Annotated in this window: 14 protein-coding genes and 3 tRNA genes; 3 read left to right on the forward strand and 14 right to left on the reverse strand. The window is 41.1% G+C overall.

Annotation, left to right across the window (positions count from 1 at the left end):
• Nucleotides 1-419: 419 nt before the first annotated feature.
• Nucleotides 420-2,021 carry an FMN-binding glutamate synthase family protein gene (locus tag V7164_RS09525; protein ID WP_335353987.1) on the reverse strand — a complete coding sequence of 534 codons (1,602 nt, stop codon included), beginning with the start codon at nt 2,019-2,021 and terminating at the stop codon, nt 420-422.
• A 132-nt stretch (nt 2,022-2,153) separates the two neighbouring features.
• Here V7164_RS09525 and V7164_RS09530 point away from each other — a divergent pair, with 132 nt between their 5' ends.
• Nucleotides 2,154-3,788: an acetolactate synthase large subunit gene (locus V7164_RS09530; protein WP_335345054.1), complete on the forward strand. Its 1,635-nt coding sequence runs from the start codon at nt 2,154-2,156 to the stop codon at nt 3,786-3,788.
• A 12-nt stretch (nt 3,789-3,800) separates the two neighbouring features.
• Entirely contained in the window at nt 3,801-5,237 is a 1,437-nt protein-coding gene (locus V7164_RS09535; protein ID WP_335345055.1) for an aldehyde dehydrogenase family protein, read from the forward strand.
• 315 nt (nt 5,238-5,552) lie between these two features.
• Here V7164_RS09535 and rlmH read toward each other — a convergent pair whose 3' ends face one another.
• The 12 genes from rlmH to V7164_RS09595 form a co-directional block, all read right to left on the reverse strand.
• Nucleotides 5,553-6,032: a 23S rRNA (pseudouridine(1915)-N(3))-methyltransferase RlmH gene (gene rlmH / locus V7164_RS09540; protein WP_335345056.1), complete on the reverse strand. Its 480-nt coding sequence runs from the start codon at nt 6,030-6,032 to the stop codon at nt 5,553-5,555.
• Nucleotides 6,033-6,112: 80 nt separating this feature from the next.
• Nucleotides 6,113-6,292, reverse strand: a complete 180-nt coding sequence (locus V7164_RS09545) for a CxxH/CxxC protein (RefSeq protein WP_438823991.1) — start codon at nt 6,290-6,292, stop codon at nt 6,113-6,115.
• A 226-nt stretch (nt 6,293-6,518) separates the two neighbouring features.
• Nucleotides 6,519-7,757: a S1C family serine protease gene (locus V7164_RS09550; RefSeq protein ID WP_335345057.1), complete on the reverse strand. Its 1,239-nt coding sequence runs from the start codon at nt 7,755-7,757 to the stop codon at nt 6,519-6,521.
• Nucleotides 7,758-8,012: 255 nt separating this feature from the next.
• The gene (locus tag V7164_RS09555) at nt 8,013-8,801 is read right to left on the reverse strand and encodes an MBL fold metallo-hydrolase (RefSeq protein ID WP_335345058.1); all 789 of its coding nucleotides are present in this window, start codon (nt 8,799-8,801) and stop codon (nt 8,013-8,015) included.
• 6 nt (nt 8,802-8,807) lie between these two features.
• Nucleotides 8,808-9,611 (reverse strand): two-component system regulatory protein YycI, encoded by an 804-nt coding sequence (locus V7164_RS09560; protein WP_335345059.1) that lies wholly within the window; start codon nt 9,609-9,611, stop codon nt 8,808-8,810.
• Entirely contained in the window at nt 9,598-10,920 is a 1,323-nt protein-coding gene (locus tag V7164_RS09565; RefSeq protein WP_335345060.1) for a YycH family regulatory protein, read from the reverse strand. Before V7164_RS09565 ends, V7164_RS09560 begins: the two co-directional genes overlap by 14 nt.
• The gene (gene walK, locus V7164_RS09570; protein ID WP_335345061.1) at nt 10,917-12,749 is read right to left on the reverse strand and encodes a cell wall metabolism sensor histidine kinase WalK; all 1,833 of its coding nucleotides are present in this window, start codon (nt 12,747-12,749) and stop codon (nt 10,917-10,919) included. Before walK ends, V7164_RS09565 begins: the two co-directional genes overlap by 4 nt.
• A 9-nt stretch (nt 12,750-12,758) precedes the next feature.
• Nucleotides 12,759-13,469, reverse strand: coding sequence for a response regulator YycF (gene yycF, locus V7164_RS09575; protein WP_335345062.1), 711 nt, complete (start codon nt 13,467-13,469; stop codon nt 12,759-12,761).
• 224 nt (nt 13,470-13,693) lie between these two features.
• Entirely contained in the window at nt 13,694-15,169 is a 1,476-nt protein-coding gene (locus V7164_RS09580) for a M23 family metallopeptidase (RefSeq protein ID WP_335345063.1), read from the reverse strand.
• 376 nt (nt 15,170-15,545) lie between these two features.
• Nucleotides 15,546-15,618, reverse strand: a tRNA-Phe gene (locus V7164_RS09585).
• A 226-nt stretch (nt 15,619-15,844) separates the two neighbouring features.
• Nucleotides 15,845-15,916, reverse strand: a tRNA-Glu gene (locus V7164_RS09590).
• Between the two features lie 7 nt (nt 15,917-15,923).
• Nucleotides 15,924-15,999: transfer RNA gene (locus tag V7164_RS09595), tRNA-Lys, on the reverse strand.
• Nucleotides 16,000-16,316: 317 nt separating this feature from the next.
• Between V7164_RS09595 and V7164_RS09600 the strand changes: the two genes are divergently transcribed.
• Entirely contained in the window at nt 16,317-16,532 is a 216-nt protein-coding gene (locus tag V7164_RS09600; protein ID WP_335345064.1) for a hypothetical protein, read from the forward strand.
• A 360-nt stretch (nt 16,533-16,892) separates the two neighbouring features.
• Here V7164_RS09600 and V7164_RS09605 read toward each other — a convergent pair whose 3' ends face one another.
• Complete coding sequence (locus V7164_RS09605; RefSeq protein WP_335345065.1) at nt 16,893-18,185, reverse strand: adenylosuccinate synthase; 1,293 nt, start codon at nt 18,183-18,185, stop codon at nt 16,893-16,895.
• Nucleotides 18,186-18,282 lie beyond the last annotated feature (97 nt).

The following is an 18,282-nucleotide window of genomic DNA, read 5'->3' on the forward strand; positions in this document are numbered from 1 at the left end:
ATTCAAGACCACCTAAAACATTGTAAAATTTACGTTTTGGTGGTCCTTTTAAAAAACCGCACCTACTTACGGTACGGTTCACCGCAACGCATCAAAATGAGGTTCTCTTGGATTTCAAAAAGAATGCTAAAATTAAAGCGCCTAAAACCCGTTCATCTCACTTCCTTTTAAATAAGAATTCTTGTCCTTAATTAAGTAAAGTAAAATAAGGGGAGATTTTCCGATTATGCAAAGAAAATCCCCCATTTTCACGTTTTTCGAGTCAATAGGCGGAATCTATCCGTCTATTTAAGCGATTTTTGACTATTTACCTGATCGGGTACTTAACATGATCCCCCAACCGATAAGAGCGGATACTCTTGACCCCAGATGCAGGAATCAACATCTCAAAATTCGGGGAGGGACAGGCACGGACAGTTTTACCCAGCATCCACTTGTTCCTGGATTTCTTTTAAAATTCTTTCAAGTGATGTCACGACGCCTTTTTCGTCTTTGTAGCTGATATGTTTCGGCCGGAAATGAATGGGAGAGTCAATGCCCGCCGCTGCTGAAATTCGAAACAATCCCTGTCTTAGGGTAACTAGGTAATTTACTACCCGAAATTTCTTTTCATCAATGACAAGTGCCTTTTGGAGATTAGGGTCTGTTGTCGCAACGCCGACTGGACAGGCGTTTGAATTGCATTTCAAGGTTTGGATACATCCAACCGTGATCATAAATCCACGCGCGATGTTGACTAGGTCAGCCCCCATAGCCAGAGCGATGGCTATTCGGTCAGGGGTGAATAGCTTGCCAGAGGCAATGATTTTGACCCGGTCACGGACCCCATATTTTTTTAGAGTGGCGACTAAAATGGGCAGGGCTGATTTAATAGGCAAGCCCACAGTGTCTATTAATTCCTGATAGGATGCCCCCGTACCTCCTTCACCGCCGTCAACCGTTATAAAATCAGGTCCTTTTCCGGTATCGCGCATATACTTGGCTAATTCTTCGACGCTGTCATTCCCACCAACCACAATCTTCATTCCTACAGGCTTGCCGGTATGTTCACGTATTTTTTCAATAAATTCGCACAGTGAACCCACATCGCTAAATTGGTGAAAGCGGTTTGGACTATCAACGGATTTCCATGCCTCTACCTTGCGAATCTCCGCGATTTCCGGAGTTACTTTTTCACCGTCAATATGGCCGCCACGTGTTTTGGCTCCTTGAGCAAGTTTAAGTTCAAAGGCTTTTACTTGGGGGATTTCACTTTTCCTCTTCAACTCGTCCCAATCAACCTCGCCATTTTTATCTCGAATCCCAAATAGGCCTGGGCCAATCTGCATGATGATATCGACCCCTCCTTCTAAATGATAAGGGGATAATCCACCTTCACCGGTATTCATCCACGCGCCTTTTGCCAATGCCAATCCTTTTGATAAGGCAGTAATGGCACTTTTTCCAAGTGCTCCATAACTCATTGCCGACATGCCGATAAGGCCTTTCAGAACAAATGGAAATTTGGTGTCCGGGCCAATGACGACGGCATCATCATCATGCAATAACTGGGCGAGCGAGTCCTCGTCCTCCCATTTTTCCTCACGTTGGGAAAAAAGCGGGTCCTTCAATAGGATGTATCGTTTCGTAAACACTTTTGTTTCACGGTCCATTTTTATTTCTTCGGCAAGTCTAGGGAACATCGCGTTGCGGATATAGAGACCTTCCTCATCAAAATCCCGTTTTGATCCAAATGCAACGACATCCCTTTTGTATTTAGCACTTTTCACAATATGCTCATATTCGTCGCGTGAAAATGGCTTCCCTTCCGTATCACTGTTGAACCAATATTGGCGAAATTCCGGACCTATTTTTTCTAAAAAATAACGCATCCTGCCAAGCGCGGGATAGTTGCGTAAAATCGAGTGGGCCTTTTGATTACGGTCAAATATGTATAAGTAAACAAGAAAAATAATAATCCCGAGAAGAATAAGCGCTCCTAATCCTATTACTATAACAATCAAAATATTTGCGATATACATCTGAATCCAGCCCCTTAAAAAGACATATGGGCTTAATTTATACAGGTTTTAAAAGTTTATACATTCCTACATATTTCTTCCATTGCGAGGGAAAATAAGCAAACGAAAAAATTAGGAAATGGGGGCGATGAATTGAAAGCTTCGGATTTATTTGTGAAATGTTTAGAGAATGAAGGGGTTAAATACATATTTGGGATCCCCGGCGAGGAGAACACTGATTTCGTTGATTCTCTGATTGAGTCAGATATTGAACTAATCCTGGTTCATCATGAACAGGCGGCCGCATTTATGGCTGATGTATATGGCCGCTTAACCGGTAAACCCGGTGTTTGCTTAGCCACACTTGGGCCGGGTGCAACCAATTTACTAACCGGAATCGGGGATGCCTTTCTTGACCATGCACCGCTTGTCGCCATCACAGGTCAAGCGAGTTTGGAGAGAATCCATAAAGAATCCCATCAATATGTAGATATTGTCGGTGTTTTTGATAAAATCACCAAATGGAATCAACAAATCCGGGTAGCCCACACGATTCCGGAAATCGTCCGTAAAGCATTTAAACAAGCCGTACTGGAGAAACCTGGCGCTGTTCATATTGAGCTTCCTGAGGATATCGCCATGCAAGAAACGGAAGGAAAGCCACTTCCAGTATCGCAAAAGCCATCTTCCAGTCCTTCAAGAAGTTCTTTGAACAAAGCAGCCGAGGCAATAAACCGTTCGAAAAAGCCAATTATTTTAGCAGGAAACGGCGTGATTCGCGATGAGGCTGCCGTAGAGTTAAGACAGTTTGCCGAAGCAAAAAATATTCCGGTCGTAAACACCTTTATGGCGAAAGGCGTTCTGCCAGCCAATCATCCTTTAACACTATATACAGTAGGAATGCAAGCCAAAGACTATGTTCTTTGCGGATTTGATCAAGCGGATTTAATTATTACGGTTGGCTATGATTTTGTAGAATACTTACCAAAATATTGGAATGACGAGGCCGGGAACAGAATTGTTCATATTGACAGCCTTCCAGCGGAGGTCGATGCCTACTATCCACTTGAAGCTGAATTAGTTGGGAATGTGAAGGAAGCACTAGAGGCGTTAAGCCCTTTGGTTGAAAAGAAAGAACTGTGGCCGGCAGTTGTGAAGTTAAAGGAGCAGCTGGTGGAAAAATTGCATGCTTCCGATGAGCTGTCAGGAAGCCCCGTGAAACCACAGCGAATCATTGCCGATATAAAAAAAGCAGAAAAAGGCGAAGCCATTATTATTTCAGATGTTGGGGCCCATAAATTGTGGATTGCCCGCTTGTATCAGCCTGAAAAGCCAAATCATACGATTATCTCAAATGGCTGGGCAACGATGGGTATTGCCGTACCTGGAGCTATTGCCGCGAAACTTGCCCATCCGGAAAAACCAGTAATTGCGGTAACGGGTGATGGTGGTTTCCTCATGAATGGGGTCGAGCTTGCAACAGCCAAACGGCTAGGACTAGCGTTTGTGGTCATTATTTTTCATGATTCGAAATTTGGCTTAATCGAATGGAAACAGCTGAATAAATTTAATCGGTCAGCGAATATTGAATTTACAGATCCAAACTTTTTAGATTTTGCCAAAAGCTTTGGGGTAAAAGGGATGAAAGTGACTCATTCTGATGAATTGCTTCCCATGCTTGAAAAAGCACTATCGAGTAACGAAATTGTGCTGATTGATGTGGATGTTGATTATTCGGAGAATGTCAAGTTATCAAAAACACTTGGTGATTATATTTGTAAATTATAGGAGGTTTATCAGGTGAAAAAGAAATGGCAATTGTGGATTGGCGGAAAATGGCGAGAAGCAAAAACGTATGAACCTTTATATAGTCCCCATACAAATGAGTTTCTTTCAGATATTGGCCAGGCAGAGCCAGCCGATGCCATAGAGGCGATTGTCGAGGCAAATGCGGCTTTTCAAAAATTTAGGAACTATCCGGCGCATGCCCGTGCCAAAATTTTAGCAAAAGTCGCCGACATCCTGGAGGAACGAAGCTTGGAATGTGCGGAAATCATGGCGCTAGAGGGTGCAAAATCCATCCGTAATGCTCGCGAGGAAATAAATCGCACAGTGCAAACCTATCGTTTCGCAGCAGAAGCCGCCAAGAGTAATTACGGGGAACAAATTCCGATGGATGCAGCTGAAGGCGGGGAAAACCGCTTTGGATTTACGATTCGCACGCCAATTGGTGTGGTGACGGCTATTACCCCGTTCAATTTTCCGTTTAATCTTGTTGCCCACAAGGTCGGGCCGGCCATTGCTGCAGGGAATGCGATCGTGTTGAAACCAGCCGAACAAACGCCGATTTCTTCTTTATTTTTAGCAGAGGCTTTTAAAGAAGCGGGGCTGCCGGACGGAGTGCTAAACATTATTCCGGGCAAGGGAGATGTTTTAAGTGAGGCATTAACCACACATCCCTATGTAAAAAAGGTGACATTTACGGGGAGTGTGGAAGTCGGTCATATCATTCAGCAGCAGGCCGGGTTTCGCAAACTCACACTTGAACTTGGGTCTAATTCACCATTTATCATCGACGAAGGTGTCGATATTGACCAATTGATCGAGCGATCGGTCATGGGGGCTTTTTCCTATAATGGCCAAGTGTGTATTTCAATTCAGAGGATTTATGTCCATCAATCCTTATACGGCGAATTCTTGGAGCGATTCGTCAGCAGAACGAAGCAACTGGTGATTGGTTCACCACTGGATGAAAAGACGAATATCACCGCGGTTATTTCGAAAAAGTCTTTAGATCGTCTACAGAGCTGGATCAATGAAGCCGTTCAGGAAGGCGCGAAAATCGAATGCGGTGGAACGGTGGAAGGCAATGTTTTGGCACCAACGGTTCTAACCAATGTGAACCGTGATTCAAAAGTGTCTCGTTTTGAAGTTTTCGGACCAGTCGTTTGTATTGCACCGTTTGATACCCTGGACAATGCAATAGCCGAAGCAAACGATTCCCGCTACGGTTTGAATTCCGGAATCATCACGCCAAGCATTGAACGTGCCTTCTATGCGGCCACCCGCTTGGAAACAGGCGGTGTCATTGTGAACGACATTCCCACCTACAGAATCGACAATATGCCCTATGGCGGCTGGAAAGACAGTGGCGTAGGCAGAGAAGGCGTTAAATATGCCATGCGCGAAATGATGGAAGAAAAATTCATCAGCTTAAAATTCAGCGACAACAATTAAACCGGGGAAGGTTCGAAACAAGCTATAACCTTTCTACCTGGGCTTTTCTAAAAACATATTAAAAAATTCAGGCTAACACTCCGCATGACTTTTTCTATATATATACCAACATGTAGCTTAATCAAGCTTTCAAGCACTCTTCAACCATGGTGCATTTCAGCATTAAGGGTTCCGTTTTGAGGTGCTTTTCTTAAAATACGTGCCGAAATGGCAGTCGTATTGGCATCGTTTTTGGTATATAAAAAAGTAAGACTCGCCAAGCATGGCGAGTTTCTTTATTAGGAATACAAAAACCTTATTTATATAAAACCGCACTTACTTATGATACGGTTCCCCCCGATTTATCCGAAAAGCCCGATAAACCTGTTCCACTAAAACCAACCTCATCAACTGATGCGGAAACGTCATCTTTGAAAAACTCAATTTCTCATTAGCCCGCTTCAACACATCCTCACTCAACCCCAGCGATCCGCCAATTACAAACGCCACCTTACTCTTCCCATATGTAGCAAGCTTGTCCAACGTGTCAGCAAGCTCCTCCGATGATTTCATCTTCCCTTCAATCGCAAGAGCAATCACATGGGCATCCGGATTAATTTTGGCTAGAATCCGCTCGCCTTCCTTTTGCTTCACCTGCAGCATTTCAGTCTCACTCAACTCTTCTGGTGCCTTTTCATCTGGAACTTCAATAATATCCATTTTGGCATAAGCAGATAATCGCTTTAGATATTCATCGATTCCCTGTTTTAAATACTTCTCTTTTAATTTTCCAACGGTAACTATCGAGATATTCACAAGTCATCCTCACTTTACAAACAAGATATCAACAGGAGTTATCCACATATCCACATTTTCTATCCACATATTGTGTGAGATCATTCGTTCGCCACAAGATATATTGCCTGATTTCGACAATATTCACAGGGTGTTGATAACTTTTTCTCGTCTGAAATTTTCGTTAACATTGGAAAGGTCTCATACTCATCAACGATTGTATCTATTGCTATATCAACATGTTCGTCACAGCTGTATATGATTTGCTCGTTTTCTTTCATGCTCATTCCACCTAGTTTCTAAAATTGTATTGTGGATAATTTAAAATCCACATCGTTTTTCAGTTATCCACATTTCATCTTAACAAAACAAAAACAAATGTGAAAGCACCCACATTTTTTATATAGCCAGACCTGCAAAAAGTTATTCACAGTTTAAGCCTTCTTTCAAATTCAAAAAAACAGGAGAGCAATTATCGCTCCCCTGTCTCAAATCCTATTCACTTATTTAAAACGTTTCCCCACTCAGTTTCACCGTTACTTCCTGAAGCTTTCCATCGCGGTAGAATTTCACTTTCATTTGGTCGCCGACTTTCTTTTTATTGTAAAGGTGCTTTCGAAGGTCTACGACATCTTTGATTTGTTCTCCATCCATTTCAACGATTACATCGAGCTCCTGCAATCCCGCTTGTGCAGCTGGTGAGTTTGGCACAACTTGCCTTAAAGCAACACCATAGTTCACGTCTCTTGGCAGCTTCAATGCCTCCTGCTGATAGTAAGATGGGATTTCGTTAACGGATTTTAAATCTACACCCATATATGGTCTTTTGACATCGCCGAATTTTTCAAGATCATTAATAATCGGAAGTGCGGAGTTGATTGGGATCGCTAAGCCAATTCCTTCAACTGCACTCTGGGCTATTTTCATGGAGTTAATTCCAATGACCTGCCCTTTAATATTGACTAAGGCTCCGCCACTGTTACCAGGGTTAATCGCTGCATCTGTTTGAAGTACTTCGGCATTCCAGTCAATGACGCCATCACGGTTAATATCTACTGGAATGGTCCGCTCTAATCCGGAGATAATCCCTTGTGTCACTGACCCAGAAAAGGTTGGACCCAGCGGATTTCCAATGGCGATCACCGGTTCTCCCGCTTTTAAGGAATCGGAATTTCCGAACTCGGCAATGGCTTTTACGTCCTTCGCATCAATTTCCAGGACAGCAAGATCCGTCCAAATATCACTGCCTCGAAGCTCGGCTGGAACCTTCGTCCCATCCGCTAGTGTAACCTCTAGCTTACTAGCATTCTCCACTACATGATGATTCGTGACAACAAAAGCTTTATTTCCGGACTTTTTATAAATGACGCCTGACCCTGTTCCAGCAGGCTCTTCCACGTTTCCACCGTTGCTGCCTTCACCCCAGAAGCTTGTTGATTGAATATTGGATACCCCAACAACCGCATCCCCTGCTTTATCTACCGCTTTTGTTACGTCTGAAACTACATTCAATGAAACATTTTCAGTAGGAATATTTGCGTTGTTATTAGATGCAGCACTCTCTTCTAACTGCGCATCTGGCTGAACAGAATAAGGCAATACATTAAAATCAGCTAATTTCGGGATGGCAATAAGTACAAGAATGGCACCTAGAATTGCCCCGACAAGACTTGCTAAAAAATAGCCGCCCCTATTTCCCTTTTGCTTCTTATACCGGTTTTGATAATCTTGATCATAATAACCCACACTGGACCATTCCTTTCCTTTATTTCATTTAGAAACTTCTTACAAGCTCTATTTAAAAGGTGTCAAATATAAGTGCTAAGTTCTATTCTTCCACCTTATTTATTATTATACTCGCCTCTTTTTAAGAATCTATTGAAATGCTGGTCAAATCAGCAATCTTACGAGTTTGTTCATAAGTTAGAACCATTTTTTTAATAATAAAAAGGAGCAGGAAGCCCCTCACAAGAGGCTCCCCACTCCTTTCCTACATCCACCTTAAACTGCCGTCAGTGCTGTCGGTGTCTTTGGATCTGTATCATACAGCTCAAACTGCTCTCCCACAATAATGCCTCTGCTTTCAAGCGTCTGCGTTACTGACATTCTTGCTAGTTCCTTAATATTATTATCCTGGCTTAAGTGTGCCAGATAAAAGCGCTTTGTCCGATCACCGGCCACTTCACTCATTGCGATCGCCGCATCCTCATTGGATACATGTCCGACATCACTGAGAATTCGTCTTTTAATGCTCCATGGATATCGGCCCATCCGCAGCATTTGAACATCATGGTTGCTTTCAAACACATACGCGTCCGCATTAGATATGAGCCCCTTCATTCGATCACTTACATACCCTGTATCCGTAATCAAAACGAGCTTTTTCCCAGAATGGTGGAACACATAAAACATCGGATCTGCGGCATCATGTGAAACCCCAAAAGATTCAATATCTAATGAACCAAATGATTTAACCGTCTCCATGGAAAAAGTAAATTTCTGCTCCACAGGGACCTGTCCTATTAAACCATCCATTGCATTCCATGTCTTTTCATTTGCATAGACGGGTAATTTATATTTTCTTGCGAGTATCCCGACACCTTTAATATGATCACTATGTTCATGTGTTACTAAGATGCCAGAGAGCTTCCCCATATCCCGGTCAATCTTTTGAAACAAGGCTTCCATTTGCTTTCCGCTCAAGCCCGCATCGACAAGAAACGAATGATCCTCAGTCTCGACAAAGATCGCATTCCCCGTACTACCACTCGCGAGTACGCTGAATCGCATATTCTCTCACTCCACTATATTTTTATCTTCGTTGTTTAATTGGATGATCTGCCCTTCAAAGGCGTGAACAAATACATCTTCTTTATCATTAATCACAAACCGCCATGCAGGAGTCAGTACCTGTGACGTGCTTGTTTGAACAAAGTTGAAATAGCCAAGCTCCACATTTGTAATCTTACTCTTTGGCTTTAAGGAGCCATTTTCATATAGCGTTTCAATCGCCTTCAAGGGCTGGATAATCTTCTGTTCTTCTGATAGTTCTTCAATTTCCTCTAGCATGGATTGCTGATAGGTCACAATATCATTCTCTTCATTTAAATAAATAGTTAGCTCGCCGCTCATATTATGATAGAAAACCTTATCATCGAATTGTTGGTAATACGTAATCGCATTCTCTTCCTTCTTCCAAAAACGATATTGATCCCCATACAAAACATTATTTTTGACAAATGAATTTATTTCTGCCGTATCCAATTTATCACTAAGCTCATATGGCTTATCAAGAACAAACTTTAGCACATTGCCTGTATTGACTTGCAGTCTCTGCCCCTTTAGCTTCGTTCTCTCTAATGATTCAATTTCATCATTATTGAAGTTTTTCGGCTTTGCACTTAAATACGTATCTTTTGCATAGTTTTTTGGGAGCTCAACATACTCGATTTCGTCTGCCTTTAATCGCTTTTCAAAGGAAGTTTCTGTACTATACTCATACTGGCTGGAGTCGTTTAGCTTAAAAAACTCATACATTAAATAGATATCCAAGACGAGGAAGGTTAATATGAAAATGGTTTTGATTCTACTCCAATCCACGATTAGCCCCTCCCATTGTCTCATCAATGGATAACTGATTCCAGGAACCATTATATTTATAGAACCAGCTGGGCTCTAAATACACTAGCCTTGAATCCTTTTCCATCGCATAGCCGAGCATCATATCCTGCAGATGAGCCAGTTCAATTCCTTTCAATTCCAATAACCCAAGGGCCTCTTGTCCTGATGGAAGATTAACTTCAGTCGCTTCCATTCTGAGCCCAATTAAAAAGTTACTCCTGAAATACTTATAGATTTCACTTTGGCCCCAAGTTTCGCGAATTTCTGAAATTCCGCTGCCTTCACTAAAAATAGGATATCCTTTGTCATCATAAATACGGAACAATACCTGGCGGCTCGTTTCGTCCATTTCAACAAAACGGTAATTATCGGTCCAGCCCCCATGATCATTGACAAAATCAATACTCCTTTTCAGAAGGCTTTTTGAAGTCAATTGGCTTTCGCTGCCTCCTACTGGATTCACATATGAGAGTGTATTTCGATCGTTATTCACACGCATTAAGCTTGAGCCATTTGTGTATTCCTCTCCAGATTGCTGAAAGCTCTTCTTGACGACAGTAGGATCCTTAAACAAAGCATTCTTGAACTTTTCTGACTCTAAAGGAGTCGATAAAAACTGATATTGAAGCATTTTAGGCGCATCCTCTGGCAGGTAAATAACCCGATTGCTAGAAACCTTAAACAGAAAGTACTTAGCATAATGAAGGCTATATTCGGCATTATTAAAAAAGCCATTATAAAAACTTTGCACGAAGGATGCAGGCACTTGGCTTCGGAAAGCCTGGCCCTTTTCAGATGAGATGAAATAGACAAATCCTTGATCCTTTTGAATTCCCTCAGTATCAATAACAATTCGGTCAAAATAAAAATCTGGGATCTTTTTTTCCTTCATATCAATGATTGTTCGGTAAAAATCAATTGGTATCGAATCCGGAAAAAGAATGACTGCATTTCCGGAATTATGAATGAATGATGGGTAATTCTTTATTTCACTAGTGACATTTATAAAATCTGTAAAATTCCATCTGCTAATTTCAGAAATGATCTTATCAATTTCACCCGCATCTGTCGTCCCAAAATGCTTTTCCTTCGTATAATGGTAGATCACTCTGTCTGGCTTAACAATCTCTTCGGCATCCTTTTTCTCACTGATGGCGACTTCTTGAACTGTTTTTGTTTTTTTCATCGTTTCTAAGTTGGGCTGATATGTCCAGATGCTCCATGTTAATAGCACACTAAAGCATACTAAAATGACTAATATGAGTGATTTAATATTTTCATATGTCATTCCCAATCATCCTCTTCAGTACGATCATATGGCAGGCTGAACGAAATGGTTGTTCCTTTTCCTTCTTTACTTGTCGCCCATATTTCCCCGCCGTGTGCTTCTACCATTTCTTTAGCGATTGCAAGCCCTAATCCAGTGCCTCCAAGTTTTCTCGTTCTAGCCTTATCCACCCGGTAAAATCGTTCAAAGATCTTATTGATATTTTCCTTCGGTATCCCTACTCCCTGGTCAGAAACACTAATAACGACAAATTCATTCTGTTCCTCAAGCCTAAAGGTTATTTTTCCACCCTCTGGGGAGTATTTAAGAGCATTCGAAATGATATTATCAATAACCTGCGTTAGTTTGTCTCCATCCATTTCAACGAACGCTGAATGGTCGGGGAGTTTTCTTTCAAAAGTAACATTCTGCTGTTTCGATAATTCAAAACGGTCGATAATTCGATTATAGAACCTAATAACATCTATCCATTCCTTCTTCAAGCTTAATTCCCGGCTGTCCATTTTTGAAAGCTGAAGCAGATCATTAACAAGGCGAATCATTCGCTCTGTCTCCGTCTGAGTTACATCTAAGAATTTCGGAGCAATTTCTTCATCCTGCCAAGCCCCTTCTGCCAAGGCCTCTAAATAACTTCTCATTGTTGTTAGTGGCGTTCTCAGCTCATGGGAAACATTTGCAACAAATTCCCGGCGCTCCATATCAATCTTTTCCTGCTCCGTAATATCATGGAGAACAGTAATGAGTCCATTAACAAATCCCGTTTCCTTCTGAATGACAGAAACATTAGCTCTCAGGATTAATGTATTTGAAGGCTTGCTATAGTCCAAAATGATTGAATCCCGTTCAGATAGCAATTCATCAAATGTATAATCTTCATCAAGACCAAGAAGTGAAACAATCGGCATCGATAAAACTGTTTCACGTGAAACATTCAGCATGTCGGCAGCAGGTTCATTGATTAAAATAACCCTTCCTTTTCGATCTGTTGCAATCACTCCGTCTGTCATATAGGAGAGTACAGATGACAGCTTGCGTCTTTCCCCCTCAGTTGTAGCCTGAGCTTCCTGCAATTTTTTCGTTAAATTGTTAAAGGTCATGGCTAGCTGGCCAATTTCATCATTGCCATATATTTTAACTTTACGGGAGAAGTTTCCCTTCGCCATAGCAAGAGCCTGTCTTCTCATATCTGACATTGGCCGTGTAATGGTTTGAGTTAGAAGGACACCCAAAATCGCTGTAATGGCAAGGGCAATTGCTGTACCGGAAATAAAGATACTGTTAATTTGCCGCATCTGCTCGAATACATTTTCTATTTTTGCAACGAGGTAGATGGCTCCTCTTACCTCGCCATTATGCTTAATCGGTGTAACTAAAACCCAGATTCGATTGTCCGTTTGGGAATCAATAAGCTCGTCACTTGCCTGTTGAGAGGTGGCAAGCGTCATTCTTATTAATGTATCAGTATCTCTTTGCCCGACAACGCCTTGGTTATCAGGGTCAGAGGTTCCCAGGATTTTTAACGTATCCCCCTCAATAACCCTAACCTCAGTAATGTCTTCCGAATTATAATCTCTTAACAGCCGGTAAACATCTTCCTCTAGGGTCGGACCCTCCTCATCGGGCAAGCGCTCCTTCGTCATCTGCTCCTCCAGATAATAAGCAAGCAGATTTACACGATCCTGGATGGTTGTTTTAAAATTATCCTTAAGTGTGGATTCTAATTGTCTAACAAAGTAAACGCCAATAATTTGCATGGCAATCAATATGAGCAACACATAGATGATGACAAACTTAAGATGAATAGAACGAAAAAAGCCTACCTTTTTCATTGAATGTCCTTACTCCTGTTCAGGGTTTCGTAAATAGTACCCAACTCCCCTTCTTGTCACAATCCAGGTTGGATGACTTGGGTTATCCTCAATTTTCTCTCGGAGTCTTCGAACAGTTACGTCAACTGTCCGAACATCCCCGAAATAATCATAACCCCAAACTGTCTGAAGAAGATGCTCACGGGTCATGACTTGTCCAATATGCTTTGCCAAGTAATGAAGAAGCTCAAACTCACGGTGAGTCAGTTCAATGGTTTCTCCTCTTTTTGACACAATATAAGCATCTGGATGAATGATTAAGGTGCCGACCGTAATTTCATTCGTCTCATCCTCTTCATTCGCATTGGCAGCCATATGCTGATGCCTTCTCAAATTCGCTTTGATACGGGCAATTAACTCTCTTGTACTGAACGGCTTTGTCACATAGTCATCTGCCCCAAGCTCAAGACCGATAACCTTATCAATTTCAGAATCCTTTGCTGTCAGCATTATGATGGGCATATCGTATTTTTTCCTTACTTCCCGGCAAACCTCAATTCCATCTCTCTGCGGAAGCATAATATCAAGAAGAATAAGGTCTGGTTTAATTTCTTCCACTTTTTCGAGAGCGTCATTTCCATCATACGAACAAAATACTTCAAAGCCTTCTTTTTTTAAGTTAAATTGCAATATGTCAGCAATCGGCTTCTCGTCATCAACTACTAGAATTTTTCTTTCCATGTAATTCTCCTTTTCATGAAGATTGATTTATTTTGATTGATAGATTTTGTTTATTATCATTCAATTTTACTTTAACATGTTATAAATGTGAATTCATCTATTAAGAAAAAACGTTGTATTCTCTAGGATGTCAGAGGCAGGGCTGGATAATTATTAAATAGTTACCATTACCTAGTTTGTTAAAGTAGAAAAGCCTCTAGTATCGAAACTAGAGACTTTGATCATTAACGAATATATTTTAGAGGGTTTTGGAGTGCACCATTTTTATAAAGTTCAAAATGTAAATGTACACCTGTAGAATTTCCAGTAGACCCCATTACTCCTATTTTGGAGCCCTTTGAAACGACTTGTCCCGGGCTTACACTAATAGATGATAGATGTGCATAGATGGTACGGTAGCCATTCTGATGGTCAATCACAATTTTGTTACCAAAGCTGCCTTGATAGCCTGCAGATACAACTACCCCATTATCAGCTGCTTTGATCGTGCGATTGCTCGGTCTCGCTATATCAATTCCTTTGTGCAATCTTCCCCAGCGATTGCCTACATGACTTGAAACATATCCTCCAACCGCAGGCCAAATAAAGCTGCCTTCACCGCGTGATGGAATCACCTTAGTACCTTTGACGACAATATGATTAACAGGCTGTTCAAGAATTTCCTCTTTTACAATTTCCTTCGTCACCACTTGCCCATTCTGTACGGAGATATGATAAGTGGCAGCCCGTTTTCCATCTTTTCCTTCTTGCTTAACCTTTGTATCCCCTTTGAACATATTTGCATTTTCCACTACTTCTTTTTTAAAAGGGATCACTTCATTTGTGAAGTATTCCTTATCAATAATTACGTGAATAAATGGTTTTAAAATGGTTACGTTCAATTCCTGACCAATTTGCAGAAGGGAGTCTTCTGATAATCCCGGATTAAGGTCTAGCAGCTGCTCGACTTTAAGGTTATGAGCGTGTGCAATTCCACCTAGCACATCCCCTTCTTTCACCATATATTTGACTTCCTCTAAAGATCCCTTTTCAAGAAGCTTAACAGCATCCCCAACAGAAATAATATTTGCTGGCTCAACTTTTTCAGTTTTGATGGAAACTTCTTTTGAAAGTTTTACGTCTAATATACGAGTTTCATTTTCTTTCAATGGGGGTAATGTACTAGTATCAGAAGTTTGCATTGCCTCAACTGCTTTTAATTCATCTTCTGACACATATTTTAACTTCAAGTTTTTAATAATTTCATTTGCTTGATCTTGGTTTTGGACGTAGGCAACTGGATTCCCGTCAATGATAAGGGCAGAAGCCTCGGCCTGTACCTTAATTTCTTTCATTACTTCCTCTGCCACCTCTGTATGATTCGTTTCAGAGTTTGCATGGAAAACCTGCTCTGGTACATATGTAACCTCAGAGTTTAAAGAAAGCTTTAGCGTTTCATTCGAGGACTGAGCCTCTTTCAATTTCTTATCAATTAAACCTTCTATGGCCGTTTTATCAGTAACTGTCCCAATATATTGTTTATCTACATAAACATAGTAAACAGTTGTCAGCTTTTCAGTATTGGCATGTGCTGAAATACCAGCAGCAAAAGAAATTGCACCTACAGCAAAAACAGTTAATGCGGTAGTTTTGAAGGCAGTTTTAAATTTATTATATGTATGTGTTTTGATCTTCGTGAATTTATTTGTCGAATCTTGCATTGGTATATCCTCCTAGACTACGGCAACAAATACACTTCCAATTAGTGCTATATAACTATTATTCTATTTACCATAATTTTTTCACTTCTATACTTTACCATAAAATCCATCTAATAGACTATTTGACTTCATAATGTAACATAATTGTATAAATGATGACAATTTACTGTCATAAGGGCCTAAAATGTCGATTGAATTTTGTCGAAATGAAGAGAAAGACTAGTACATAAAGCTTATTATGACTAGGTTTTTCCTACTATTTTTTATAAAAGAGGGTATAAGCGCGGTATTTAAACATTTTCTTGTTATAGAGAGTGGATTATTACAGTTATGTAACAAAAATAGAGTATGAACAGGTTCATACTCTATTTGGTAATGGCTCAGGACGGAATCGAACCGCCGACACAAGGATTTTCAGTCCTTTGCTCTACCGACTGAGCTACTGAGCCGTATATAATATAGTTTCCTAAAGTTTGTTTAGCTTAAAGAATGTGCTCCAAATCCCTGCGTGATTTGTCGCAGATTTTAAAAGTTTACCATTCGGGGAAGGGTTGCTTTGTAGCTGTAATCTTTTAAAATCCTCTACCAACTGAGCTACTGAGCCGTATTATATGTATTAATGCCATCCAGCAAGGTGGCCGGGCTTGCCTGCCGCTTACTGGATGGCATTTGCCATGACCCGTACGGGATTCGAACCCGTGTTACCGCCGTGAAAGGGCGGTGTCTTAACCGCTTGACCAACGGGCCTAAGAAATGGTGAGCCATGAAGGACTCGAACCTTCGACCCTCTGATTAAAAGTCAGATGCTCTACCAACTGAGCTAATGGCTCGTATAATATGTTGTTTCCTAAATATTGATTGTAGTCATAAATGTGCTCCAAATCCCTGCGTGATTTGTCGCAGATTGCTACAGCTGCTATTCGCTGATGTAATGCTCCGGACTGCAAGCTTCTGCAATCAGCTAATGGCTCGTTTATGACGACGCTTTTTATAATAGCATAGAAATATAATAGTGTGCAATACTTTTTAAAAAAAATACTTTTTATCATACACTCTGCATTATTCTACAAATAGGCAAATATCCTATTCCTCTTTAAAAATGGACACATATACTAAGACTGTAATAATTTGAGGAGGGATATATAAAATGGAAAGACAATTCGGGTATGGAGGATATCCCGGCTATGGTGGGTATCCTGGTTATGGCATGGGGGTTGGTGGATATCCTGGTCATGGTATCGGATATGGCGGGTATCCTGGTTACGGCATGGGATATGGTGGGTATCCTGGCTATGGTATGGGTTACGGCGGTTACCCTTACCATCATCATTACCATCATCATGGATATGGTTGCCATTACTGAGAGGGGCTCTATCGGATCTGATAAATTATTCAAATTAATTTAGTATTTGAACGCAAGGCAATCCTGAATAAATTGATTGAACCTAAATTTTAATAAGAATGAAATGAAGATGAGCTGTTTGGTAAAGGTAAGTTTTATTTAAATTGCATAATTGGACAAAAAAAGGCATCTAACAGCCAAAATCCGGCTTATCGGATGCCCTTTGCCTATTGATGACCTCTTTGTGTAAATTTGCATTGAGAGTGGGAAGCTGATGACCACCGTTGTAATAAATTTTTCTACTTGCTTAATTTTACGGACTTATTTGACAGCGCCCTAACCATTCCCTTTAAAAAATCCTGATTTTTATATTCATAGCTATTAGTTTTGCCGCCAAGGGCTTCTTACTACATTAGTTTGTGTGCGATCAGGGCCTACTGAGAAGATGGATAACGGAATTCCAGTTACTTGTGAAACGCGCTCAATGTAGTGCCGTGCATTGGCGGGTAGCTCATCTAATGTTCTACAGCCAGTAATATCCTCTTTCCAGCCCGGCAGTTCCTCATAAACAGGTTCACATTCTGCCAGCACCTTTAAGCTTGCAGGGAATTCCTCTATCACTACCCCTTTATAGCGGTAGGCTACACAAATTTTTAAAGTTTCAATTCCAGTTAATACATCTACGGAATTCAATGACAGATCTGTAAGCCCGCTCACACGGCGTGCATGGCGGACAACTACACTATCGAACCAGCCGACACGGCGCGGACGGCCTGTCGTTGTTCCATATTCCCGGCCTACTTCCCGGATTTGATGGCCAATTTCATTATCAAGCTCTGTTGGAAATGGACCGTCCCCCACTCGAGTTGTATAAGCTTTACATACACCTACAACATGTTTAATCTTGGAAGGGCCTACACCTGAACCAATGGTTACTCCCCCGGCCACAGGGTTAGAAGAGGTAACAAATGGGTAGGTTCCCTGGTCAATATCGAGCATGACCCCTTGTGCCCCTTCAAAGAGAACTCTGCGCCCCTCATCAAGGGCATTATTAAGTACAACTGATGTATCACAAACATAATGTCGGATCTGCTGTCCATATTCATAATATTCATCTAAAATCTCTTCTTTTGTAAAACCCTGTGTATCATAAATACGTTCCAATAAACGATTTTTTTCTTCCAGATTGCGTGCAAGCTTTTCTTCAAAAACTTCCTTATCTAATAAATCAGCAATACGGATACCAATCCTCGCTGCTTTATCCATATAGGCAGGGCCAATTCCCTTCTTCGTTGTTCCAATTTTATTCGCCCCTTTTCTCTCTTCCTCCACTTCATCCAATTTAAGATGATATGGGAGAATGACATGGGCACGGTTGCTTATGCGGAGGTTATCAGTTGCTACTCCTTTTTCGTGCAGATAGGCAATCTCCTTAATAAGTGCTTTAGGGTCAACCACCATCCCATTACCGATCACACTGATCTTTTCACGATAGAAAATCCCTGAGGGAATCAAATGCAGTTTATACGTTTCCCCGTTAAATTTAATCGTATGGCCCGCATTGTTTCCACCTTGATATCGAGCAATGACTTCAGCATTTTCAGATAAGAAATCGGTAATTTTGCCTTTTCCCTCATCTCCCCACTGTGTTCCAACAACGACAACTGATGACATTTTTACAAGCACCTCCGGATTTATCAATCACGATTGATTTCCATTTGAACAACACCATTTTAGCAATCTTTTTACGGAAAAGTCAACAAAACACGAA

The organism is Bacillus sp. JJ1474 (assembly GCF_036965225.1).
Taxonomy (GTDB): Bacteria; Bacillota; Bacilli; order Bacillales; family Cytobacillaceae; genus Cytobacillus.